This window comes from Burkholderia sp. MSh2, from assembly GCF_000731655.1.
GTDB lineage: Bacteria > Pseudomonadota > Gammaproteobacteria > Burkholderiales > Burkholderiaceae > Burkholderia > Burkholderia paludis.
In genome coordinates this window covers 26217-50129 of the sequence record NZ_JPGM01000011.1, presented here as the reverse complement: position 1 = coordinate 50129, position 23913 = coordinate 26217, and the positions used below count along the sequence as shown (strand labels likewise).

Annotated in this window: 22 protein-coding genes; 14 read left to right on the top strand and 8 right to left on the bottom strand. The window is 70.1% G+C overall.

Features of this window, described 5'->3' with window-relative positions:
• Positions 1-123: 123 nt before the first annotated feature.
• Entirely contained in the window at positions 124-801 is a 678-nt protein-coding gene (locus GQ57_RS08355; RefSeq protein WP_031403226.1) for a GntR family transcriptional regulator, read from the bottom strand.
• The gene (locus GQ57_RS08350) at positions 798-1400 is read right to left on the bottom strand and encodes an O-methyltransferase (RefSeq protein ID WP_031403227.1); all 603 of its coding nucleotides are present in this window, start codon (positions 1398-1400) and stop codon (positions 798-800) included. The genes GQ57_RS08355 and GQ57_RS08350 overlap by 4 nt, the downstream gene beginning before the upstream one ends.
• Before the next feature lie 160 nt (positions 1401-1560).
• Between GQ57_RS08350 and GQ57_RS08345 the strand changes: the two genes are divergently transcribed.
• The gene (locus GQ57_RS08345; RefSeq protein WP_160257513.1) at positions 1561-3330 is read left to right on the top strand and encodes a S9 family peptidase; all 1770 of its coding nucleotides are present in this window, start codon (positions 1561-1563) and stop codon (positions 3328-3330) included.
• Positions 3331-3421: 91 nt separating this feature from the next.
• Here GQ57_RS08345 and GQ57_RS08340 read toward each other — a convergent pair whose 3' ends face one another.
• Complete coding sequence (locus GQ57_RS08340; RefSeq protein ID WP_034197620.1) at positions 3422-4771, bottom strand: sulfotransferase family protein; 1350 nt, start codon at positions 4769-4771, stop codon at positions 3422-3424.
• A 542-nt stretch (positions 4772-5313) separates the two neighbouring features.
• On the opposite strand from GQ57_RS08340, the gene GQ57_RS08335 reads away from it, so the two are divergent.
• The 9 genes from GQ57_RS08335 to GQ57_RS08295 all read left to right on the top strand — a co-directional run bounded on the left by GQ57_RS08335 (position 5314) and on the right by GQ57_RS08295 (position 15394).
• Positions 5314-6282: a phosphotransferase family protein gene (locus GQ57_RS08335; protein ID WP_034197619.1), complete on the top strand. Its 969-nt coding sequence runs from the start codon at positions 5314-5316 to the stop codon at positions 6280-6282.
• 16 nt (positions 6283-6298) lie between these two features.
• The gene (gene serC, locus GQ57_RS08330; protein ID WP_034197661.1) at positions 6299-7396 is read left to right on the top strand and encodes a 3-phosphoserine/phosphohydroxythreonine transaminase; all 1098 of its coding nucleotides are present in this window, start codon (positions 6299-6301) and stop codon (positions 7394-7396) included.
• A 29-nt stretch (positions 7397-7425) separates the two neighbouring features.
• Entirely contained in the window at positions 7426-8820 is a 1395-nt protein-coding gene (locus GQ57_RS08325; protein ID WP_052001172.1) for an ATP-grasp domain-containing protein, read from the top strand.
• A complete protein-coding gene (locus GQ57_RS08320; RefSeq protein ID WP_034197618.1) occupies positions 8817-11165 on the top strand; it encodes a tetratricopeptide repeat protein in 2349 nt (782 codons plus the stop codon). Before GQ57_RS08325 ends, GQ57_RS08320 begins: the two co-directional genes overlap by 4 nt.
• A 156-nt stretch (positions 11166-11321) precedes the next feature.
• Complete coding sequence (locus GQ57_RS08315; RefSeq protein WP_031403695.1) at positions 11322-11840, top strand: DUF1993 domain-containing protein; 519 nt, start codon at positions 11322-11324, stop codon at positions 11838-11840.
• A gap of 137 nt (positions 11841-11977) precedes the next feature.
• Positions 11978-13120, top strand: a complete 1143-nt coding sequence (gene ribBA, locus GQ57_RS08310; RefSeq protein WP_031403694.1) for a bifunctional 3,4-dihydroxy-2-butanone-4-phosphate synthase/GTP cyclohydrolase II — start codon at positions 11978-11980, stop codon at positions 13118-13120.
• Positions 13121-13173: 53 nt separating this feature from the next.
• On the top strand, positions 13174-13692 hold the full coding sequence (gene ribH / locus GQ57_RS08305) for a 6,7-dimethyl-8-ribityllumazine synthase (protein WP_031403693.1): 519 nt from the start codon (positions 13174-13176) through the stop codon (positions 13690-13692).
• Positions 13689-14126 carry a transcription antitermination factor NusB gene (gene nusB / locus GQ57_RS08300; protein WP_031403692.1) on the top strand — a complete coding sequence of 146 codons (438 nt, stop codon included), beginning with the start codon at positions 13689-13691 and terminating at the stop codon, positions 14124-14126. The genes ribH and nusB overlap by 4 nt, the downstream gene beginning before the upstream one ends.
• A gap of 71 nt (positions 14127-14197) precedes the next feature.
• Complete coding sequence (locus GQ57_RS08295) at positions 14198-15394, top strand: pyridoxal phosphate-dependent aminotransferase (protein ID WP_034197617.1); 1197 nt, start codon at positions 14198-14200, stop codon at positions 15392-15394.
• Between the two features lie 114 nt (positions 15395-15508).
• Here the strand turns inward: GQ57_RS08295 and GQ57_RS08290 are convergent, their stop codons facing one another.
• Positions 15509-16618: a lytic transglycosylase domain-containing protein gene (locus GQ57_RS08290; RefSeq protein ID WP_031403650.1), complete on the bottom strand. Its 1110-nt coding sequence runs from the start codon at positions 16616-16618 to the stop codon at positions 15509-15511.
• Between the two features lie 596 nt (positions 16619-17214).
• Between GQ57_RS08290 and GQ57_RS08285 the strand changes: the two genes are divergently transcribed.
• A complete protein-coding gene (locus GQ57_RS08285; RefSeq protein ID WP_031403651.1) occupies positions 17215-18771 on the top strand; it encodes a UbiD family decarboxylase in 1557 nt (518 codons plus the stop codon).
• A 59-nt stretch (positions 18772-18830) separates the two neighbouring features.
• Positions 18831-19499, top strand: a complete 669-nt coding sequence (locus tag GQ57_RS08280) for a LysE family translocator (RefSeq protein ID WP_031403652.1) — start codon at positions 18831-18833, stop codon at positions 19497-19499.
• Positions 19500-19613: 114 nt separating this feature from the next.
• Here the strand turns inward: GQ57_RS08280 and GQ57_RS08275 are convergent, their stop codons facing one another.
• Positions 19614-19916, bottom strand: coding sequence for a hypothetical protein (locus tag GQ57_RS08275; RefSeq protein ID WP_031403653.1), 303 nt, complete (start codon positions 19914-19916; stop codon positions 19614-19616).
• Between the two features lie 506 nt (positions 19917-20422).
• On the opposite strand from GQ57_RS08275, the gene GQ57_RS08270 reads away from it, so the two are divergent.
• Complete coding sequence (locus GQ57_RS08270) at positions 20423-21352, top strand: Rossmann-like and DUF2520 domain-containing protein (protein ID WP_034197616.1); 930 nt, start codon at positions 20423-20425, stop codon at positions 21350-21352.
• Between the two features lie 75 nt (positions 21353-21427).
• Positions 21428-21991, top strand: coding sequence for a YggT family protein (locus GQ57_RS08265; protein WP_031403655.1), 564 nt, complete (start codon positions 21428-21430; stop codon positions 21989-21991).
• 15 nt (positions 21992-22006) lie between these two features.
• Here the strand turns inward: GQ57_RS08265 and GQ57_RS08260 are convergent, their stop codons facing one another.
• The 3 genes from GQ57_RS08260 to GQ57_RS08250 form a co-directional block, all read right to left on the bottom strand.
• Positions 22007-22357, bottom strand: coding sequence for a DUF190 domain-containing protein (locus GQ57_RS08260; protein ID WP_031403656.1), 351 nt, complete (start codon positions 22355-22357; stop codon positions 22007-22009).
• A gap of 30 nt (positions 22358-22387) precedes the next feature.
• Positions 22388-22774, bottom strand: coding sequence for a fluoride efflux transporter CrcB (gene crcB, locus GQ57_RS08255; RefSeq protein WP_034197615.1), 387 nt, complete (start codon positions 22772-22774; stop codon positions 22388-22390).
• Between the two features lie 187 nt (positions 22775-22961).
• Positions 22962-23840 (bottom strand): SIR2 family NAD-dependent protein deacylase, encoded by an 879-nt coding sequence (locus tag GQ57_RS08250; RefSeq protein ID WP_034197614.1) that lies wholly within the window; start codon positions 23838-23840, stop codon positions 22962-22964.
• Positions 23841-23913 lie beyond the last annotated feature (73 nt).

The following is a 23913-nucleotide window of genomic DNA, read 5'->3' as shown; positions in this document are numbered from 1 at the left end:
CCTGACCTTTCGATTTGCCCAATGCACGCGCAGGTGGGCACGCGCAGGTGGGCACGCGCAGGTGGGCACGCGCAGGTGGCGGGCGGTGCGGTCGTTCCATTGCGGAACGGCCGCACCGCCGGATCAGGCGGCCCGCTCCGCGACGCGCGCCAGCAGCGTCTCCAGCAATTGCCGCACATGCTCGCGCGCCGCACGCTCGGCCGCTTCCCCGTCGCGCGCCGCGAGCGCGTCGAACACGCGCCGGTGTTCGGCGACGTTGCCCTGCAAGCGTTCCCAGCCTGCCGCGCGGCCGGGGCCGCCGGCGCACATCGCCTGAACCTGCGCGTACAGCGACCGGAGCGACGCCTCGATCGTCGCATTGCATGCGGCGGCCAGCAGCGCATGGTGGAAATCGAGATTGGAGGCCTGATACGCGGCGCCGTCATGCGCGTCGACGGCCTGCGCCTGCCGCGCGAGCGCGTCGTCCATCGCCGCGAGATCGGCCGGCGTGACACGCATGGCGGCCAGCCGCGCCGCCATGCCCTCGAGCGCTTCCCGCGCCTCGAAGATCGCCACGATCCGCCGTTCGTCGAACGCGATCACGAACACGCCCTGGCGCGGCACGACTTGCAGCAGCCCCTCGGCCTCGAGGCGCGAGATCGCGGCCCAGACCGGGGACCGGCTGATGCCGAGATCGCGCGACAGCGCTTCGACGCTAATTTTCTCGCCCGCCTCGAATCGGGCCTCGTCGAGCAGCATCTCGCGTATCGCCTCGTACGCATCGCGGGAAAACGTCGAACGCTCCAACGCAACGCGCGTCATGCGACCCGCCGCCGACGTGCAATGTGAAGCCCCTTGCCGACCGGCACGATCGTCGTGTCGAACTGCCGCGACGCGTCGACCGCGGCGAGATAGCCGGCGATCTCCTCCGGATGCGACAGCGCGTTGTCGGCGACGAGCAGCGCGTCGGCCGTCAGCTTCGGCAGCAAATGCGCGAGCTGCTGCGGCGCGCTCACGCGGTCGGCATCGAAGAACACGCAGTCGAACGGGCCGGTCACGGCCGCGCACACCTGCGTCGCGTCGCCTTCGATCACCTGCGCCCAGTCCTGCAGCGAGGCTTCGCGCAGGTTGGCCCTCGCCTGCTCGGCCTTGCCGGGCGCGTACTCGACGGTGACGAGCGGCTGCCCGTCCGTCTCACGCAGCGCATGGGCGAGCCAGATCGCGCTGTAGCCGTTCGACGTGCCGATCTCCAGCACGCGCCGGCGCCGCGCGCCGGTGACGAGCAGGTACAGCAGTTCGGCCGTGGGTGGCTCGAGGTTGAGCATCTTGCGGCTGCGGTCGTCCGTACGCGCATCGTTGTCCTGGCCGAACGACGCCAGCCGGGCAAGCACGGCCGATGCCGCGCTGTCGAGTTCAATCATGTCGGTCTCCGTTGCTTCATATTTCGTGTTTCATGATACGACAATCCGGACGACCGTGTACGACGACCGGCCCCGCCCACGCCCCCCGGCCGGACCGCGCCGGAACTCGGCTCCGGCACAACCTGTCTATTCGCCTCCACCAAACCGACAAGGCGCTTGCGTGACCGCTCTCCCCTCGTATCCCGTGTCCCCTCGCCGCTTCACGGTCGACGATCTGTTGTCGCTCGACAGCTTCCAGTTCAACTACGGTCGCACCTGCACGTTGTCGCCCGACGGCGGATCGCTCTGCTTCGCCGTCGTCCGCCCGATGGCCGATGCGCCCCGCTTCGACCGCGCGTACCTGGGCGGGCTCGACCGGGCCGAACTCTACCTGCACGAATTCGCCGGCGGCACGACGCGCCGGCTGGCCGGCGACGCGCGGGCCGGCCGCGCCTGCGGCTCGCCGTCGTGGTCGCCCGACGGGAAACGGATCGCGGCCGCCACGCTGTCGGCCGACGACACGGCCGTGCACGCCGTGCTGATCGATGCGGCCGACGGATCGGCGACGCCGATCACCACGTCGCGCAGCCTCGACCTGTCCCCGCTCGACCGAGACGGGCCGTTCACGTGGCTGGCCGACGGCCGGGTCGCGCTGCCGCTGCTGGCCGAGCATGCCACGCCCGTCATGTCGCACCTGCACCGCCGCCTGTTCGGGAACGCGCGTCAGGCATGGGAAGCCACTGCCGCCGGCACGCGGCCGACGGCCGACGTGCTCGACAGCGCATCGTTCGGCGACAAGCCCGTCGAGCCCGCGCGCGACTGGTGGGCGTTCGATCCGGCCGCCGGCGTGCTGTCCGCGCTGTCGCCCGGAGAATGTGCGCAGGCCGGGCTGACGCGGCCGCCGACGACCGACACCCCGCCGGCCGCGCCCGATGCGAACGACACCGACGAGCCGCAGGACGGCAGCGGCACGCGCCGCGAACGCCTGCCGGCGGAGACGGGGCGCCCGTATGCGGCCTTCATCGAGCACGGCCGCGACGCGACCCGGTTGACGATCCGCCTCGCCGGCGCGCGCGATTCGACGGTGGTGTTCGAGACGAATCGTCGGCTGGCGGACATCCCGACCGGCACGACGCACCGGCTCGCATGCCGCGGCTCGGAGCCCGGGCAGCAGCGCTTCGTGGACGTGCTGCTGCCGCCGGATTTCGCGGGTTCGCCTTTGCCGGCGGTCGTCTGGGTGTATCCGTACGAAAAGGTCGCCCCCTTTCCGCACTCGTTCCACGAACCGGACTGCCCGTTGCCGTTCAATTTCCAGCCGTTCGCCGCGCAAGGTTTCGCGGTGATCGACGTCAACATGCGGGAGGTGCTGAACGAAGCGCCGGCGACGATGGCCGACCGGATGCTCGAGGATGTGCTCGCGGCCGTCGACGCCGCGGCCGACGCCGGGTACGTCGATCGCGACCGCTTGCATCTGTACGGCCAGAGCCTGGGAGGCTGGGCAACGATGATGCTGCTCGCCCGCACGCCGATGTTCCGCTCGGGGATGTCCAGCGCCGGCATCAGCGACGCGGCGGCGCTCTACACGTCGCTCGACGCGCGCGTGCGCTACGAAACGGGCAACGACGCCCGCGCCGAGCGTTTCGCGCTGGTCGGCAAGATGGTGGCCGACAACAGCTGGAACATCGATGCACCGCCGTGGGACTGCCCGGACGCCTATCGCGCGATCAGCCCGATCCTGAATGCGGCGCACATCACGACGCCGCTGCTGCTCATGCACGGCGACGCCGATTACGTGCCGCTCGAACAGAGCGAACGGATGTTCGCGGCGCTGACGCAGCTCGAGCGCGAAGTCCGGCTGATCCGCTACTGGGGCGACGATCACGTATCGCAATCGCCTGCCAATATCGCGGACCGGTATCGGCGGATGATCGACTGGCTGCAGTCGTTCTGACCGGGCCGGGCGCCGCCGTCGCGGCGCCACGGCGAATGCCCCCGCGTGGCGGCGCATGCACGCGCCGCCACGCGGGGCGCGTCACGCCCGCTCAGTAGCCGGCATCGGCGGCCAGAACCGGCCCCAGCCCGTCGAGCAGCGGCCGCAGCATATCCGCGTCGGGCCGCCAGGGGCGCAGCGCGTCGCGATAGAGCGGCCGGCGCACCTGGGCCGCGCTTGCCGTCGTCACCTGTCGCCGGGTCTCGTGAAACACCGCGCACCGATCGTTCCAGTCCAGCCCGCAATGCGCGAGCATGCGCCGCACCTGCGCATCGAAATCCTCGACCAGATGCTCGTAGCGGACTTCCAGCAGCGCCCCGGGCGGCAGCGTCGCGTGCCAGTGCGCGACCAGCGCATCGTAGGCCCGATAGAAGCGGCCGAGTTCGCCGAGGTCGTAGCTGAACGGCACGTCGTGGAAACAGCGCGCGAAGACCGACAGGCAGGTGTCGACCGGATCGCGCCGCACATGGATGAGGCGCGCGTTCGGCAACGCGAGATGAATGAAGCCGGCGTTGATGAAGTTGTACAGGTACTTGTCGACGATCCGCGCATACGTGCCGCCCTGCGCCTTGCGCGCCATGCGCTGCCGATACGCCGCACCGAGCGCGCACAGCGATTCCGGCGTGGCGGCGGCGAGCCCGTCGAGCGCCAGCCCGCCTGTGCCCGGCGCGATCGCCTGCACCAGGCATTGCGCGAACGCGTCGCTTTCGCCGGCGCCGAACACGTCCGGATGGCTCGCGAGAATCTGCTCGACCAGCGTCGTGCCCGAACGCGGCATGCCGAACACGAACACCGGCGTCGCCGACGGATCGCCCAGGCCGCGTTTCGCCTGCAGCAGGTCCGCGGTAAACGCACCGGCCACCTGTTCGAGCAGGCCGAGCATCGCGGCTTCGTCGTAGCGGGTCAGCGACCGGTAGAGCGTGTTCGCGCGCACGAGGCACTCGAATCCGCGCACCGGCTCGCCGATACCCTTGAGCGACTGGCCGTAGGCGAAATACAGGTCGGCCTGACGATCGGCCGACCAGGTCGCCGACTGCGCGACCTGCTTCTCGAGCGACACGAAACAGGGATCGTCGGCGGCGAGCGTCGTGAACTGGACCAGATTGCGGTAGTACGACGCGCTTTGCGGCATCAGCTCGATCGCGGTGCGCCACGCGGCCTGCGCGTCGGCGAGCCGGCCGAGCACGTTCAGGCAGTTCCCGAGGTTGTTGTAAGAGCCGTCGGCATGCGGATCGAGCTCGGTCGCGCGACGATAGCAGTCCACGGCGGCCTCGAACACGTGGTCCTCCTCCCACACCATGCCGAGCCGATGCCATGCCTGCGCATCGCCGGGCGCCTGCGCGAGCGCCGCCTGCGCGTTCGCGAGCGCGGCGGCGCGCACATCGTCGACAGGCGCGCTCATGCGTAGTTACGCCGGCGCAGCGCGGCCGCGCGCCGGCCGTCGTGCATGCCGGCGCGCCGGACTGTGGTTGCGCTCATGTGGGTCCCCTTTTCGATCCAGTACGCGGCCCACGTCGTCATTCGCTGCGACGACGCGGGCCATCAAAGGGCCGCAGTATCTTGAAATTATCCGCGCGCTGCGTAACGAATCGATACGGACGTATTACCGACGTAACACGCCCGGCCAGCCCACACGCCCGGCGCCGGACCCGCACGGGCCCGGCCGCACATGCCGGCGCCGGGACTGCATCGCCAAGCCCGGCGGGCGCGACCGCCGTTCGCGCGCCGCCCGCCATCGGAGCGCGTGCGCCTTCACGCCGCGTCCCTGCGCGAACGCGCGGGCGCGCATCGTGTCATCGCCGGTAATACGTGTAATCCAGGCAGAAAGGTGATTCAAAGCCGCGCCACCTATAGTCCGACGCCATACGCTGCAACGAAGCAGCGGTGCCCCTCCGCACCTAGACGTGAGGGTGCGACACTTAAAGCCAACGGGGAAATCGGGGCATGTCCATTCAAACACTGACGACGGCACACGACGCCGCCACGTCAAGCACGCGCACCGACGGGGCCGACACGGCCGCAGCACTGGTGCAGCGCGCACTGCACGTCGAACCGACCGCCCTCGTGCCGCAACTGCTCACGCAAAGCGGCAACACGATCCATCGCGTCGAACTCGCCGACGGTCGAACGGTGGTGCTGCGCGTCAGCTCGCAGCCCGCCGCATACGCGCACACCGAAGCCAACCTCGCCGCGCTGCGTGCGCTCGGCCTGCCGGTCCAGCAGGTGCTGGCGGCCGGGACGGCCGCGCCGGGCCGATCGTTCGTGATCCTGAACTGGCTGGACGGCTTCGACCTGAAGTTCGCACTGCCGGCCATGCGCGCGGATCAGATGGCCGCGGTCGCCGAGCGTGTCGCCGACTGCCAGCGTCGCGTCGCCGGCCTGCCCGCGAGCCGCGGCTTCGGCTGGGCGCCGATCGGCCGCGACGCCGCGCATGCACGCTGGACCGACCTGTTCGGCGCGCCGGCCGACGCGTCCGTCGCCGTCGAGGCGACTCCGCTGAATCAGTTGCGAGCGCGACTGCGCGCCGTGCGGGCAACGCTCGAGCCCTACTTCGCGGCCTGCACACCGGTGTGTTTTCTCGACGACCTCACGACCCGCAACGTGATCGTCGACGACGGCGCGCTGAGCGGCTTCATCGATCTCGATTTCGTGTGCTACGGCGACCCGCTGCTGCAGGTCGGCACGACGCTCGCCTATCTGGCCGCCGATGTCGGCGACGCGGGCCGTGCGTACGGAGATGCGCTGGTCGACTGCTGGTCGCCGTCCGGCGACGCGCGCCGCGCGATGTACTTTTACGCGGGCCTGTGGACGACCGGCTTTCTCGCCTCGGCCGAAGCCGCCGGCGATGCGTGGCGGATCCGCGTGCTCGAACCGGCGGCGCGAGCCCTGCTGGATGCCGCCGAAGCAGACTGACCGCGGGACGACATCGATGACATCCAATGCCCTGAATTTCTCGGGCGGCCCGGGCGCACTGCCCGAGGTCGTGCTGCGCCAGGCGCACGAGGCAATCGTCGCGCTGCCGGAAACCGGCGTGTCGGTCCTCGGCATGAGCCATCGCTCCGACTGGTTCCATGCGCTGCTCGACGAGGCCGAGCGCAACCTGCGCACCTTGCTCGGCGTGTCGGACCGCTACGCGCTGATCTTCCTGCAGGGCGGCAGCAGCCTGCTGTTCGCGACGATCCCGATGAACTTCGCGACGCGCCGCCACGCACCGCCCGCGTATGTGAATTCCGGCTACTGGAGCAGCCGCGCAAGCGCCGAGGCGGCACGCGTCGGCACCGCACGCGTGGCATGGTGCGGGCGCGACACCGGCTTTCGCCGGCTGCCCGCGCTCGAACAGCTCGCGCTCGCGCCCGATGCGGCCTACCTGCACTACGTGTCGAACGAAACCGTCGAGGGGCTGCAGTTCGACACGCCGGCGGCCGCGCCGCACGACGTGCCGCTCGTCGTCGACATGTCGTCCGACTTCCTGTCGCGGCCGCTCGATACGAGCCGCTTCTCGATGATCTACGCGCATGCGCAGAAGAACCTCGGGCCGGCCGGCGTCACGGTCGCGCTGATCGACCGTGCGCTGCTCGAGCGGGTTCCGGACAGCCTGCCCGGCATCCTCGATTTCCGCACGCACGTCACGCACGGCTCGAACTACAACACGCCGCCGGTGTTCGCGATCTACGTGCTGACGCTGGTCACGCGCTGGCTGCGCGACGAGATCGGCGGGCTCGCGGCCATGCAGCGCATCAACGACCGCAAGGCGCTGCGTTTGTACGACACGCTCGACGCGCTGGGCGACGCGGTCGCCGTGCATGCGGAGCAGCCGTGGCGCTCGCGGATGAACGCCGCGTTCACGTTCGGCGATGCGAGGCTCGACGGTGCGTTCGCCGCCGCGGCCGCGCAGCGCGGCATCATCGGGCTCGACGGCCACCGTTCGCTCGGCGGGCTGCGCGCGTCGCTCTACAACGCCGTCACGCCCGGCGCCGTGGATACGCTGTGCGAAGCGTTGACCGAATTCGCCGTCGCGCACGCGTAAGCCGCACCGCCACCCCGGCCAGCCCTCCGATGCCCCCGTCCATTCCCGATACGTCGACAGCGCCGGAGCAACTGGCGCGCGCGCTCGACGCGGCGCCGCTCGACGTCGCGCTGCACGCGCGCATGCGCGATGCGCTGCAGGCCGCCGGCGACGCCGACGGCTTCGCCGCGCATCAGCTCGCGGTCGCCGCGTTCGATGCGCTCGCCGACGCGCCGCCCGCCACGCGGGCGCTCGCGCTGTACAACCTCGCGACCGTCTACGCGATGAAAGGCCGCACCGACGACGCGGTGCGCTGGTACCGGCACACGCTCGCCGTGAATCCGTCGCTCGCGAACGCGCACCAGAACCTCGCCGCGCTCTACGCCACCGCCGGACGCCACGCCGACGCGCACGCGCATCGCGAACGCGCATACCGGCTGCAGCGCGTGTTCGTCGAACCGGCGCTCGACGCCGACGCGCGGCGACTGCTGATCGTCGGCGTCGGCGGCGGCACGGGCAACGTGCCGCTCGACGCATTGCTGCCGTTCCGCACGATCACCCGCATCAAGTACGCGATCGACTATGCGGACGACGCCGAGGATGCGCAGTTGCCGCCACACGATCTCGTGTTCAACGCGGTCGGCGATCCGGACATCGCCGCGCCGCTCGCCGCCCGTCTCGCCCGCTTCGCCGGCCGCAGCGCGGTGCCCGTGCTGAATCCGCCCGACGCGATCGCGCACACGCATCGCGACCGCACCGCCGCGCGCCTCGCGGCGCTGCCGGACGTCCTGGTGCCGCCGTGCGTGCGCATCGAGAACGCGCGTGGGCCGCTCGACGTACTGCTGCGCCGCCTCGCACTGGCCGGCGTGACCTTTCCGCTGCTGCTGCGGCCGGCCGGCGCGCACGGCGGCGACGGCGTCACGCTGCACGCCACGCCCGACACGTTCGCCGCGGCGCTTGCACGGCTCGACGGTCCCGCCTACGCGACCGCCTTCCGCGACACCCGGGGCGCCGACGGCTGCTTTCGCAAATACCGGGCGATCTTCGTCGATCGCGTGCCGTACCCGTACCACCTCGCGATCTCGACGCACTGGCTCGTCCACTACTTCTCGGCCGACATGACGTCGACGCCGTGGAAGCTCGACGAGGAGCGCCGCTTCCTCGACGATCCGCACGCGGCGCTCGGCGCAACGGCGTCGCGCGCGCTCGCCGCGATCGGCCGGCAGCTGGATCTCGACTACGGCGGCATCGACTTCGCGCTGACCGGCGACGGCCGGGTGGTCGTCTTCGAAGCGAACGCGACGATGCTCGTCCATCGCGAAGCGGCCGACGGGCCGCTCGCGCACAAGAACCCGCACATCGAGCGGATCGCGCACGCCTTCGCGCGCATGCTCGATACGCGCCCCGGCCTCGCCCCCTCCTGCCCGACGCCCACCCGGACATGACTCCCGATACGACGTTCGCCCACGCCAGAACGCTGCATCTCGCCGGCAACCTGCCCGGCGCCCGCACGCTCTACGAAGCCCTGCTCGCCGACGATCCCGGCAACGACGAACTCCGGATGCGGCTCGGCATCCTCGAGCTGCAGTGCGGCAACAGCGCCGGCGCGCTCGCGCAGCTCGACCGCGCGATCGAACTCGCGCCGCGCGACGCCCGCCACCATGTGGCGCGCGGTCATGTGCTGCACACGCTCGGCCAGCATGCCGGCGCGGCGGACGCACTGCGCACCGCGCTCGCGATCGACCCCATCAACGCCGACACGCACGCCGCGCTCGGCAACGCCCTGCAGGCGCTCGGCTTCCATGCCGACGCGATCGACGCATACGGCAACGCGCTCGCGCTCGACCCGTCGAACGCCGACGTCGCGAACAACCTCGGCAACAGCCACCAGCATCTCGGCGCGACCGACGCGGCCGAGCGCGCGTACCGCGTGGCACTCGCCGCGCAGCCGGCCCACGCGCTCGCGCTGACCAACCTCGGCACGCTGCTCGACGCGCACGCGCGTCACGACGACGCGCTCGCGCTGCTGCACGACGCCGTGCGCTCCGCGCCTGACGCGCCCGCCGGCCTGATCAACCTCGGGGCGGCGCTGTGCGACCGGCGCGAGTTCGCCGAGGCGGCCACGCATCTCGCGCACGCGGCGGCGCTCGCGCCGCACGACGCCGACGCGGCCTACAACCTCGGCAACGCGCTGCTGGGGCTCGGCCAGCACGCGCAGGCCGCCGACCAGTACCGGCTGGCGGTCGCCCTGCGGCCCGATCACGCGGACGCGCTGAACAATCTCGGCACCGTGTGCGAGCGCCTCGGCGACACGGCGGCGGCGGCCGGCGCGTTCGACGCCGCGCTGCGCGCGCGACCCGACTTCGTCGCGGCGCACAACAACGCCGCGAACCTGTTGCGGCGGCTCGGCCTGCACGACGATGCGATCGCGCACCTGCGCGCCGCACTGGCCAGCGCCCCCGAGCACTCGGCGACGCACAACCACCTCGGCAACGTGCTGAAGGACGACGGCGCGCTCGACGCCGCGATCGACAGCTACCGGCACGCGCTCGCGTGCGATCCGGGCAACGCGATCGCGCACAGCAACCTCGTCTACGCGCTGAGCTTCCAGTCGGAGCAGCCGGAGGCCGTGCTCGCCGAAGCACTGAACTGGTCGATGCGGCACGAGACGCCCGACGGCACGCTCGCGACGGCCCCCGAGCGCAGCCGCGCGCCGGACGCCCGGCTGCGGATCGGCTACGTCGGCGCGGATTTCCGCGAGCACTGCCAGGCGCTGTTCCTCGTGCCGCTGCTGTCGCATCACGACCGCCGCGCGTTCGAGATCGTCTGCTACGCGAGCGTCGCGCGGCCGGACGCGCTCACCGCGCGGCTCGCCGGCTACGCGGATCGCTGGCACGACGTGTACGGGCTCGACGACGCCGCGCTCGCCCAGCGCATCCGCGACGACGGCATCGACATCCTCGTCGACCTGACGATGCACATGGCCGAAGGCCGGCCGGGCCTGTTCGCGCACCGGCCCGCGCCGGTCCAGGCGATCTGGCTCGCCTATCCGGGCACCAGCGGCCTGGCGTCGATCGACTTCCGGCTGACCGACCCGCATCTCGATCCGCCCGGGCACGACGGGTTCTATCGCGAGCGCTCGATCCGGCTCGCGGATACCTTCTGGTGCTACGACCCGCTGACCGACACGCCGGCGGTCGGGCCGCTGCCCGCGCGCGACGCCGGCCACGTGACGTTCGGCTGCCTGAACAATCCGTGCAAGCTGACCGACCGCACGCTGCGGCTGTGGGCCGGCCTGTTCGCGCGCCTGCCCGGCGCGCGGCTGGTCGTGATGGCGCCGCAGGGCGCGGGGCGGACCCGGCTCATCGAGCGGCTGCGCGCGCACGGCATCCAGCCGGAACGCGTCGACTGCGTGCCGTACCGGCCGCGCGCCGACTATCTGGCGACCTATCTCGGCATCGACATCGCGCTCGACACGTTCCCTTACAACGGCCACACGACGACGCTCGATGCGCTGTGGATGGGCGTGCCGGTCGTCACGCGCGTCGGGCGCACCGCCGTCGGCCGGGGCGGGCTGTCGCAGCTCGCGAACCTCGGCCTGGACACGCTCGCCGCCGACAGCGACGCCGCGTTCGTCGACACCGCCGTCGCCCTCGCCCGCGACCTGCCCGCGCTCGCCGCGCTGCGCGGCGAACTGCGCGCACGCCTCGCACGCTCGCCGCTGATGGACGGCGCGCGCTTCGCCCGCGGGATCGAGGCGGCCTACCGGCGCATGTGGCGCGACGCCTGAGGGGCCGCCGCGCCCGGCCGGGCGCCGGCGGCGCGGCCGGACCGGACGTCGTGCGCCGCGCGCGGCGGGCCGCGCTATGATGTTGCAGCGGCGCTGCTGCCGCTTCATTGCCGCACGCGCCGTCGTGCGCATCGTCCCCCTTCGAGGAAGCAACCCATGTCCATTTCGATGTATCAGGCCTCGGTGCCTGTCCTGATCCGCGGCCTGACCAGTCTTCAGCACATCCTCGGCAAGGCGCAGGCTCATGCGGCCGAGAAGCAGATCGATCCGTCGGTGTTCATCGGCGCCCGCCTGTACCCGGACATGCTGCCGTTCGTCCGCCAGGTCTACATCGCGACCGACACGGCCAAGGGCTGCGCCGCGCGCCTCGCCGACACCGAGATCCCGAGCTACCCGGACGTCGAGCAGACCTTCGACGAACTGCACGCGCGCATCCAGAAGACGATCGACTACCTGAAAGGCTTCGACGCCGCGCAGATCGACGGCAGCGAGTCGCGCCAGATCGTGCTGAAGATGCGGGTCGGCCCGATCGAGTTCACCGGCCAGTCGTACCTGCTGCACTTCGTGCTGCCCAACTTCTTCTTTCATGTGACGACCGCGTACGACATCCTGCGCCACGGCGGCGTCGAACTCGGCAAGCTCGACTACCTCGGCGGGCGCGACCAGCAGGCCTGACGCGCGGCCAGGCCAGGCCGGCCGCGCGGGCCGGCCGCGACGCTTTCCGGAGCGCTTGCCGGCCGCGCGCCGCGCGCGCCAGCCGAAACGCCGTCCGGCTGGCGTAAAATACGCACTTTCCTCTTTCTCGCCCCCTTATGACGCTCGCCTCCACGCTCGACATCATCGCCGAGCTGAAAGCCGGCCGGATGGTGATCCTGGTCGACGAAGAAGACCGCGAAAACGAGGGCGACCTCGTGATCGCCGCCGAATTCGTCACGCCGGAAGCGATCAACTTCATGGCCAGGTACGGCCGCGGCCTGGTTTGTCTGACGTTGACCCAGGAACGCTGCAAGCAGCTGCACCTGCCGCTGATGACCTACCGCAACGGCACCCAGTACGGCACCGCGTTCACGGTCAGCATCGAAGCGGCCGAAGGCGTGACGACCGGCATCTCGGCCGCCGACCGCGCGCACACGATCGCCACGGCGGTCGCGCACGACGTGCGCCCCGAGCACATCGTGCAGCCGGGCCACGTGTTCCCGATCATGGCGCAGCCGGGCGGCGTGCTCGTGCGCGCGGGCCACACCGAGGCCGGCTGCGACTTCACCGCGCTCGCCGGCCTCACGCCGGCCGCGGTGATCTGCGAGATCATCAAGGACGACGGCACGATGGCGCGCCTGCCGGACCTGATCGAATTCGCGACGGAACACAACCTGAAGATCGGCACGATCGCCGACCTGATCCAGTACCGCAGCCGCACCGAGTCGATCATCGAGCGGATCGCCGAGCGCACGATGCAGACCGCGCACGGCACGTTCCGCGCGGTGCTGTACCGCGACCAGCCGAGCGGCTCGCCGCACATCGCGCTGGTGCGCGGCGCGCCGTCGCCCGACGTCGATACGCCGGTGCGCGTGCACGAGCCGCTGTCGGTGCTCGACCTGCTCGAGACGGGCGTGTCGACGCACTCGTGGACGCTCGACGCCGCGATGCGCGAGATCGCGGCCCGCGACCTCGGCGTGATCGTGCTGCTCAACTGCGGCGACACGAAGGAACACCTGATCGACGTCTTCAAGGCGTTCGACGAGGAAGAAAAGGCTGCTGCGCTCAAGCGCCGGCCAGTCGATTTCAAGACGTTCGGCATCGGCGCGCAGATCCTGCGCGATGTCGGCGTCGGCAAGATGCAGGTGCTGTCGAATCCGCGCAAGCTGGGCAGCATGTCCGGCTACGGCCTGGAAGTCACGGGCTTCATCCCGATGCCCGGCGGCGAAGCCAGGTCCTGCCCGGCGTCCAACGCGTAACCCGCCACGGCGCTTTCGCCCTATAACCGCTCATCCACACCACGGACAAGATCATGGAAATCGGACAATACCAACCGAATCTCGAAGGCGACGGCCTGCGTATCGGCATCGTGCAATCGCGCTTCAACGAGCCGGTGTGCAACGGCCTCGCCGACGCGTGCGTCGAGGAACTGGAACGCCTCGGCGTCACCGGTGAAGACGTGCTGCTCGTGTCGGTGCCCGGCGCGCTGGAAATCCCGCTCGCGCTGCAGAAGCTCGCGGAAAGCGGCCAGTTCGACGCACTGATCGCGCTCGGCGCGGTGATCCGCGGCGAGACCTACCACTTCGAACTCGTATCGAACGAGAGCGGCGCGGGCATCACCCGCATCGGCCTCGATTTCAACCTGCCGATCGCGAACGCGGTCCTGACGACCGAAACCGACGAGCAGGCCGTCGCGCGCATGACCGAAAAGGGTCGCGACGCCGCGCGCGTCGCCGTCGAGATGGCCAACCTGACGATGGCCCTCGACCAGCTCGGCGACGAAGACGAGGAAGACGAAGACGAAGAAGACGACGAAGAGGAGCGCGCATGAAAAAGAGCGCCCGCCGACAATCGCGCGAGCTGGCGACGCAGGGCCTGTACCAGTGGTTGCTGTCGAACGCATCCTCCGGCGAGATCGACGCGCAGCTGCGCGGCGCTCTCGGTTACGACAAGGCTGACAAGGAACTGCTCGACGCGATCCTGCACGGCGTGATCCGCGAGCACGCCACGCTGGTCGAAGCGCTGACCCCGTCGCTGGACCGTCCGATCGACCAGCTGTCGCCGGTCGAACGCGCCGTGCTGCTGATCGCGACGTTCGAGCTGACGCACCACGTCGAAACGCCGTACCGCGTGATCATCAACGAAGCGGTCGAACTCGCGAAGACGTTCGGCGGCTCCGACGGCTACAAGTACGTGAACGGCGTGCTCGACAAGCTTGCCGCGAAGCTGCGCCCCGCCGAAATCCAGGCGCGCCGCAACGGCTGATACCGTTTGTCCGGAACGGGCGCGCATGCGCCCGTTTTTTCTTTCGTCTCGCCCCTCCCCCTGCCCGCCCGATGAATACCACCGCCGATTCGCTGGTCAAACTCGCCGCACGTGTCGACGCGATCCAGCCCTTTCATGTGATGGAACTGATGAAGGAGGCACAGCGGCTCGAGTCCTCCGGACGCGATGTTATCCACATGGGCATCGGCGAGCCGGATTTCACCGCGCCGGAGCCGGTCGTCGAAGCGGCCGCGGCCGCGCTGCGCCGCGGCGTCACGCAGTACACGAGCGCGCTCGGCATTGCGCCGCTGCGCGAAGCGATCGCCGCGCACTATGCGCGCGCGTACGGCCTCACGATCAGTCCGGAGCGGATCGTCGTGACGGCCGGCGCATCGGCCGCGCTGCTGCTCGCGTGCCTCGCGCTCGTCGGGCGCGACGACGAGGTGCTGATGCCCGATCCGTCGTATCCGTGCAACCGGCACTTCGTCGCGGCGGCCGAAGGCCGTGCGGTGCTGGTGCCGAGCGGCCCGGACGCGCGCTTCCAGCTCACCGAACACGACGTCCGCACGCGCTGGGGCGAGCGCACGCGCGGCGTGCTGCTCGCGTCGCCGTCGAACCCGACCGGCACGTCGCTCGAGCCGGACGAACTGAAGCGGATCGTCGAGGCCGTGCGCGCACGCGGCGGCTTCTCGATCGTCGACGAGATCTACCAGGGGCTCAGCTACGATGCGGCGCCCGTGTCGGCGCTGTCGTTCGGCGACGACGTCGTCACCGTGAACAGCTTCTCGAAGTATTTCAGCATGACGGGCTGGCGGCTCGGCTGGCTCGTCGTGCCGCCCGCGCTGGTCGGCACGTTCGAGAAACTGGCGCAGAACCTGTTCATCTGCCCGTCCGCGCTTGCACAGCACGCGGCGCTCGCGTGCTTCGAGCCGGCCACGCTCGACATCTACGAAGCGCGCCGGCTCGAATTCAAGCGCCGCCGCGACTTCATCGCGCCGGCCCTCGAACGGCTCGGTTTCACGGTGCCCGTGATGCCTGACGGCGCGTTCTACGTGTATGCGCACTGCGGCGGCGTCGCCCATCCGGCCGCCGGCGACAGTGCCGCGCTCACGCAGGCGATGCTGCACGACGCGGGGGTCGTGCTGGTGCCCGGCATGGATTTCGGTGTCCATGCGCCGCGCGACTATATCCGCCTGTCCTATGCGACGGCCTACTCGCGGCTCGAGGAGGCGGTCGACCGGCTCTCGACGCTGTTCGGCCAGCACTGACCTGACGCGCCGGCCGGCACGCCGGCCGTTTCTCGCGCCCCAAAAGCAAAAGGCACCCGGATTCGGGTGCCTTTTTCGTGGTCGGCCGGCCGGGGCCGCGCCGAACGCCGGACCTTACGCGCCCAGCTCCGAATGGTCGGCGTGCTTCGCGGTGTCGACGCTCGCGTCGTCCTGCGCGCTGTCCTTCGGCGCCGACTTCACCGACGTCGTGCTGTCGAGCGTCACGTGCACGCGCTTGGCACCGCCCGCCGCCGCCGTCACGGCGGCCGCCGTGACCATCGGCTTGGCCGGCTGGGCCGGCGCCTGCGGTGCGTTGACCGGCACGCTGCGGCCGTGCGCAACGTCGCGCAGGCGGCCGCGCTCGGCCATCACCTTCGAACCGTAGCCGTTGTCGTCGGGGTTCGTCGAGCCGTTGTACAGGCGCAGGCCGGTCGCGAGCGAGCCGCCGCGTGCGATGCAGTCCTTCAGCACCAGCGCGCCGACCTGGAGGTTCGCGAGCGGTTGCAGCGCCGTGTCGGTGCCGCCGAAATACTCGAACTTGTCGGAATGGACCTTCGACATGACCTGCATCAGGCCCTTCGCGCCGACGCCGCTTTCGGCATACGGGTTGAAGCCCGACTCGATCGCCATCACGGACAGCAGCAGCAGCGGATCGAGGCCGACGTCGCGGCCGGTCTGGAACGCAGCCTTGACGAGCTGGCCCAGCGGCTCCTGCGCGACGCGGTAGCGGCGCGACAGGTAGGTCGCAACCAGCGCCTGTTCGCGGTTCGATGCGAGCGCGCGATCGTCGCGCGCATCGGCCGCCACCCGCTGGGTCGGAATCAGTTTCGCCAGCGCGACCGGCGACGGGCCGTTGCGGGCCGGATCGGACGCGTCGCCCTGCGCGGCGGCTTCCGGTGCGACGTCGAGGCCGACCGCAAGCGTGTCCGTTTCGGGACCTTCTTCCTGCTGCGGCTGCGCGCCGGCGGGCGCGAAGTTCGGCAGCGGATGGCCGGACAGCAGACGGGCCGGCCCGGCCTGCACGGCCGCGGATACGACCGGCATCAGCTTCGCGGCGAGCGTGCCGCGCACGGTTGGCAGCAGCCACAGGGCCAGAGCCACCGCGACGGCGAAGCAGCCGACAACGCTGAATAAATGGTGACTGACACGCGTCCCGCGACGCAGCACACTGCGCACGAATTGCGCATGCTGCTCACTGGGACGCCACGATAACCAAGCGTTCATTCAGATCATCTCCCATGAACATGACTCGTGCGGCTCGCTCATCTCGATGGCGAGACAGGTAACGCGCCGCGGAATCACGACGCCGCACGCTTTGGTTGGGGCGTGCGGACATCGGGGAAACGGTATAAGTACCGTTCGAGGCCACGGTGTAAGAGGGCCGGCACCTTCGCACACTGGGCGAGGCGGGCATACGCGGTGGCACCCACGCAAAAAACCAGCGTCTCGTGGCGCTGGCCGGGACTACAACTAAAGCCGTCGGATACGCCGTGCAGGTTTCGGCGGACGGTGACGCGCTGCGTCAAAGATCGGTGATTGGCGGCTCGAAGCCTTTTACCCTGCAGCCAATGTGAGCGGATTCTAGCAGGGTTTTATAGATCGTCAACACTATAAAACCTTGAAATTATAACAAAAAGTAATTTAAGGCCGATCTTCAGATCGCAAGCCCCGTGCCGTAGGGGCTTTGCGCGCGGTCGACTTTTTTCTCCGACGGGCGGGCGCGCGGCGGCCCGGGTAAAATCGTCGGTCGATTCGGGGCCGCAGCCGGCCGCTGCGCCCGCTCATCGCTGCCCGCCCCGCGGGCGGCCCGGACCATCTTCATGAAATACAAAGACTTACGCGATTTCATCCAGCGCCTCGAGGCGCTCGGCGAACTGCGGCGCGTCACGCAGCCCGTGTCACCCGTGCTGGAAATGACCGAGCTGTGCGACCGCGTGCTGCGCGCCGGCGGTCCTGCGCTGCTGTTCGACGCCCCGTCGGGGCATGCTTTCCCGGTGCTCGGCAACCTGTTCGGCACGCCCCGTCGCGTCGCGCTCGGGATGGGCGTCGATGCGGGCGACGACGCCGCGCTCGATTCGCTCCGCGATCTCGGGCGGCTGCTGTCCGCGCTGAAGGAACCCGATCCGCCCAGGAGCCTGAAGGATGCGGGCAAGCTGCTGTCGCTCGCGAAGGCCGTGTGGGACATGGCGCCGAAGTCGGTGTCGTCGCCGCCGTGCCAGGAGATCGTCTGGGAAGGCGCCGACGTCGACCTGCACAAGCTGCCGATCCAGACCTGCTGGCCCGGCGATGCGGGGCCGCTCGTCACGTGGGGCCTGACGGTCACGCGCGGGCCCAACAAGCCGCGCCAGAACCTCGGGATCTACCGGCAGCAGCTGATCGGCCGCAACAAGCTGATCATGCGCTGGCTCGCGCATCGCGGCGGCGCGCTCGACTTCCGTGAATTCGCACTGCGAAACCCCGGCAAGCCGTATCCGGTCGCGGTCGTGCTCGGTGCCGATCCGGCCACGACGCTCGGCGCGGTGACGCCCGTACCCGATTCGCTGTCCGAATACCAGTTCGCCGGCCTGCTGCGCGGCAGCCGCACGGAGCTCGCGAAGTGCCTGACGCCCGGCGTCGACACGCTGCAGGTGCCCGCGCGCGCGGAGATCGTGCTCGAGGGCTTCATCCATCCGCAGGAAGGCGCGCCCGCCCCTGCCCCGGCCGGCGCGCCGCCGCGCCCGGCCGGCAACGCGTCCGCCACCTACGAGCACGCGCTCGAAGGCCCGTACGGCGACCACACCGGCTACTACAACGAGCAGGAGTGGTTCCCGGTGTTCACCGTCGAACGCATCACGATGCGCCGCGACGCGATCTATCACTCGACCTACACCGGCAAGCCGCCCGACGAACCGGCCGTGCTCGGCGTCGCGCTCAACGAGGTGTTCGTGCCGCTGCTGCAGAAGCAGTTCACCGAGATCACCGACTTCTACCTGCCGCCCGAAGGCTGCAGCTACCGGATGGCCATCGTCCAGATGAAGAAGAGCTACGCGGGCCACGCGAAGCGCGTGATGTTCGGCGTGTGGAGCTTCCTGCGGCAGTTCATGTATACGAAGTTCATCGTGGTCGTCGACGAGGACGTGAACATCCGCGACTGGAAGGAGGTGATCTGGGCCATCACGACGCGCGTCGACCCGGTGCGCGACACCGTGATGGTCGACAGCACGCCGATCGACTATCTCGATTTCGCGTCGCCGGTGGCCGGTCTCGGCTCGAAGATGGGGCTCGACGCGACCAACAAGTGGCCCGGCGAGACGAACCGCGAATGGGGTCGTCCGATCGAGATGGATGCGGCCGTGAAGGCGCGCGTCGACCGGCTCTGGCAGGAAATCGGCCTCTGATGCCGTGGGGCCGGCGCGCGCCGGCCCGTGTTTCACCCTCAATCACAATAACGACGAAGATGAACTTTCCGCCCGCCTCCATGCTGTCCGACGGTTTCTTTCTGTCGCTGTCGCTGTGTCTCGACATCGGCCTCGTGAACGTCGCGATGCTGTCGCTGACGCTGTCGCACGGCTTCCGGCCGGGCTTCTGGCTCGGCGTCGGCTCGTGCGTGGGCGACCTCGTCTACGCGGCGCTCGCGCTCGCGGGGATGGCCGTGCTGCTGCAGTTCGAACCCGTGCGCTGGATCGTGTGGATCGGCGGCGGCGCGGTGCTGCTGTTTCTCACGTGGAAGATGGCGCGCGAAGCGCTCGCGCCGGCCGGCCCGGCGCGTGACGACGCCGACGATGCGCCGCAGCCGCGCGCCAGCGCACGGCGCAGTTTCCTGCGCGGGATGCTGCTCGCGATGTCGTCGCCGAGCGCGATCCTGTGGTTCGCGGCGGTCGGCGGCGCGCTGATCGCGAAAGCCGGCGCGACCACGCCGGCCACCGCGTCGGTGTTCCTGTCGGGATTTTTCCTCGGCGGCCTCGCCTGGACGCTCTTCATGTGCACGCTCGCGACCCAGGGCCGCAAGCGCGCGGGCGCCGGGCTGATGCGCGCGTGCCATATCGCGTCGGCGCTGCTGTTCGCGTATTTCTCCTACAGCGTGATCGTCGGCGGCTACCGCGACCTGATCGTGCACGCGGTATAGCCGAAGGCCCGCAAGGCCGCGGCCGAATGGCCGCCGCCATGAAAAAACGGCGCAGCGCCCCGCGACGGGACCCTGCGCCGTTTTGCCGCGCGCGGCCAGGCCGCGCGGGGTGCGTCAGCGACGCCAGTAGCCGCGATGGCCCCAGCCGCCGTAGTAGCCGCCGCGATGCCAGTACGGATGGCCGTAATAGCCGCCGACGACCACGGCGGGCGGCGGCGCATAGTAGGCCGGCGCCGGCGCGTAATAGACGGGCGGAGGCGGCGGCGCGTAGTACACGGGCGGCGGCGGTGCATAGACGGGATACGCGGGTGCGACCGGGATACCGATGCCGACCCCGATCGACACGTGGGCCTGTGCTGCGCTTGCGGCCCCCAGGCCCAGCGCGACGGCGGCGATGAACGGAACGAGCTTTTTCACTTCGATTCTCCTGCTGGAGCGGTATTTTATGCGCCCCTGTCGGCAACGGCGGGCATGCACGTCGCATGGATGCAATGTAGCGAAAACCCGCCCCTCGCGTATCGCGCATTTGTTGCAAATTGCAATCGCTGGCGGCCTGAGCCGCCGCGTGGCGCGGCTTCCGGCGTCGGCGGCAACCCTTGCCGGTCGCGCGAATCCGTCCGACGAGTCGGGGCGTCACACGCTGGCCGGTCAGTCTTACCGGATCTGGTGCGCACGGCGGGCACGCGACCGTAATGAACGATTACAAATTTGAGACAAGATGCCGACATTTCAAGAGGGGCGCACGTGCGATGCGTTTCAGGGTCGGATTCCGCGATCGTGAAACGACGGTCGCGCCGTGCCCCGGGACGCGCGTGGAGCGGGCCGCATGCCGCTCCGTGTGCACGCGACGATCGACCTTGCGCGACCCCGCCGCCATTCCTGCGATACTGGCGGTTGCTTCGTTTTCGCTTACATTCGCCGCCATGCCTCTGCCCGACACTCCCCGCCTCGGCTTCATCGGCGCCGGCCGCCTCGCGCGCTGCGTCGCGCAGCGTTTCGCACAGAACGGCTATCCCGTCGTCGCGATCGCGAGCCGCACGTCCGCGTCGGCCGCGGCCCTCGCCGCGCGCATCGACGGCTGCAAGGCGGTCGACACGCCGCAGCAGGTCGTCGACGCCGCCGACCTGATCTTCCTGACGGTGCCCGACGACCATCTCGCGCCGACCGCCGCGGCGCTCCGCTTCGACGCGTCGCGCGCCGCGAGCCAGGCTCTGGTCCACTGCAGCGGCGCGTCGGCGGTCGCGCTGCTCGATCCGGCAAAGCAGCAAGGGGCGGCCATCGGCGGCTTCCATCCGCTCTACCTGTTCGGCGGCACCGATGCCGACCTCGCCCGCATCGACGGCTGCTCGGTCACGATCGAAGCCGACGGCGCATTGCACACGGCGCTGATGCGACTCGCCGCCGCACTCGGCTGCCATCCGCTGTCGATCCCGGCAGGCGGCCGGATGCTCTACCACGCGGCCGCCCATTACGCGGCGAGCTTCGCGCTGTGCGGGCTGGCGGAAGCGGTGGAGCTATGGCGCGGCCTCGGCTTCGACGAGGAAGCCGCACTGCGCGCGCTGTTGCCGATGCTGGCCGGCACGATCGAGACCGCACGCGACAAGGGGCTCGCGAACGCGCTTTCCGGCCCCGTGTCGCGCGGCGACACGGGCATCGTCGAACGCCAGCTCGCGCTGCTGGAAGCGCGCGGCGGCGATCACGCGACGCTATATGCGCTGCTGACGCGCCGCGCGGTCGCGCTCGCGGCGAGCCGCGCCACGCCGCCGGCGTCGTTGCCGGCGCTCGCCGAAGCCGTCGAAACGGCGCTCGCGCGCGCGGCGGCGCACCGCTCCCCGTCGCAAGACGAGGCGTGATAAGGTGTCGGCCGATGCGCCGCCATCCGGCGTTGGCGGCCGCACGCTACTGACTGTATAAAAAGGATGCCAACGATGTTCGGCGAGATCGCCCGTTTTCTGCTCAATACCATCTTTACGCTGTTCGGCGCCGCGCTGATCCTGCGCATCTGGATGCAGGCCGTCCGCGTGCCGCCGTACAACCCCGTCACGCAGGCCGTGCTGCAGGCGACCAACTGGCTCGTGCTGCCGCTGCGCCGCGTGATCGCGGGCGTGCGCGGCATCGACTGGGCCAGCGTCGTCGCCGCGCTGCTCACCGCATTCGTCTACGTCGTGCTGATGGTCCTGATGGCCGGCTTCGATCCGGCCACGGTTATCGCGACGCTCGTCGTGGTCGCGCTGCTCACCGTCGTGAAGTGGGCGCTCAACCTCGTGATCTGGATGACGATCCTGATGGCGCTGCTGTCGTGGCTCAACCCGCGCTCGCCGGCGATGCCGATCCTCTACCAGCTCACCGCGCCGTTCCTGAACCCGCTGCGCCGCGTCATCCCGAATCTCGGCGGCATCGACCTGTCGCCGATCCTGCTGTTCGTGATCGTGCAGGTGCTGCTGATGATCGTCACGCGCGCCGCCGTGTCGCTGACGATGTTCGGCATCTGATCCGGCGCGTCCGCCCTATGCCGCCGGCCCCTGCGCCGGCGGTGCGCCGAGCGTGTCGATCACGCCGAAGCGCGCCGGTATCATCGCGTAGCACACGCGCACCTTCTCGTTCGACAGCCGCTCGAGCAGGCGCCGCGCTTCGTCCTCGGTGACGATGAATTCGACCTCGATCGCGAGCGACCCCTGCAGTTCGAAGAAACGGTCCTCGTGCAGCACGCGATGCTGGCCGAAGCCGGCCATCGCGCGAAACGCGGAACCGCCCGCGACGCCCATCCGGTTCGCCTCCTCCAGCAACCACTCCCACAGCGGCTTCCAGTGCAGCCGGTGCTGCTCGTGCACGTAAAAGCGCAAGAAGATCCTGTCCATGTCGCCCTCCGATACTGGCTGGCCCGGGGCTCAGGCCGCCGCGAGCCACGCGCGGGCGGTCCACATGCCGAGCGCCGTCAGCATGAACGATCCAATCAAGTGTAGGGCGGCCACCGCAAACGCCCATCCGAATTCGCCCTGCAGCGCGTGGGTCATGACTTCGACCGAATAGGTCGAGAACGTCGTGAGGCCGCCGAGAAAGCCCGTGATCACGAACAGCCGCCACTCGGGCGGCAGCCCGACGCGGGTCGTGAACACGACGGCGGCAATGCCGATCACGTAGCCGCCGATCAGGTTCGCGGCGAGCGTGCCGAGCGGCACGGCGGGAAAGAACTCGTTGAGCGCGAGACTCAGGAACCAGCGCAGCAGCGCGCCGAGCCCGGCGCCGACGAAGATCGCGACGATCGAATAGAACAAGAAGGCTCCCGGTCGATGATGCGGCTGGACTCAACCGCCGGCCCCCGGTCGCCCGGGGCAATGGGTGCGCCGGACGCACGCGGCGCATGCGCGGACGGCACTGGCTGCACTGTATGCGGATTCGCGGTACGCCTGCAACGACGACCGCCGCCGGGACGCCTGCCCGCGCGGCGGGTCGCCCGCCCGGTCACGCGCGTTGCCACGCGGCGTCGAGCCGGGTCAGCGTCGCCAGCGCGCTGCCCTTCAGGCCGATCACGTCCGCCCGGCGTGCATGCGCTTCGCGCGCGTTGATGCGGATCACGTCGGCGCCGAGCCGCTCGCTCAGCAGGCGCACGGTCGGGATCGCGGTACCCGCGCCGATCTCGACCACCGCGACGCGCCCGGCCCGCGCGATCCACTCTTCCAGCACGCGCTCCTGCGCGTCGTAGCGCGCACCGAGCCAGCCGGTGTCGCCGAACATCAGGATGTTCGGTCGCGCCAGGCCGCCGCAGCGCGGACAGCGCGGCGCTTCGCCGACGAGGCGGCAGGTGGCCGCGTCGACTTCCGGCTCGAACGGCGCCGCATCCCACGTGTCGTCCGAACAGGGGCGCAGGCACTGCATCGCATGAATCGACCCGTGGATCTCGACGATTCGCGCGGGATCGAAGCCGGCTTTCTGGAACTGGCCGTCGACGTTGCTCGTCAGCACGAAGCCGCCGTTCGGCATCGCGTCGATCCAGCGACGCAGGATCGCAAAGCCCGCATGCGGCACCGTCGCGCGGTAAAGCGCGAGACGGTGGCCGTAGAACCCCCACGCGAGCGGCGCGCGCGCCCGGAACGCATGCGGCGACGCGATCTCGTGGAATTCGAAACGCTCGTGGCGCAGCGCCGGATACGCGCGCCAGAAGCCGTCCGTGCCGCGAAAATCGGGCAGCCCGGAATCGACGCCGATGCCCGCGCCGGCCGTCACGAGCAGCGCGTCGGCGCGGGCGAGCGCGGCAACGGCGGAAGCGACGAGATCGGCGGGCAGTTGCGCGGCGTCGGCAGCGACGGAGGCGGTGGAATCGGCGGAATCGGGGAACGGCATGGCGGGGCGGCGGTTACGTCGAACGGTGCGCGGGTTGCGCCGCGATCATACGCCGGTTCCGGCGTGGCGCGGA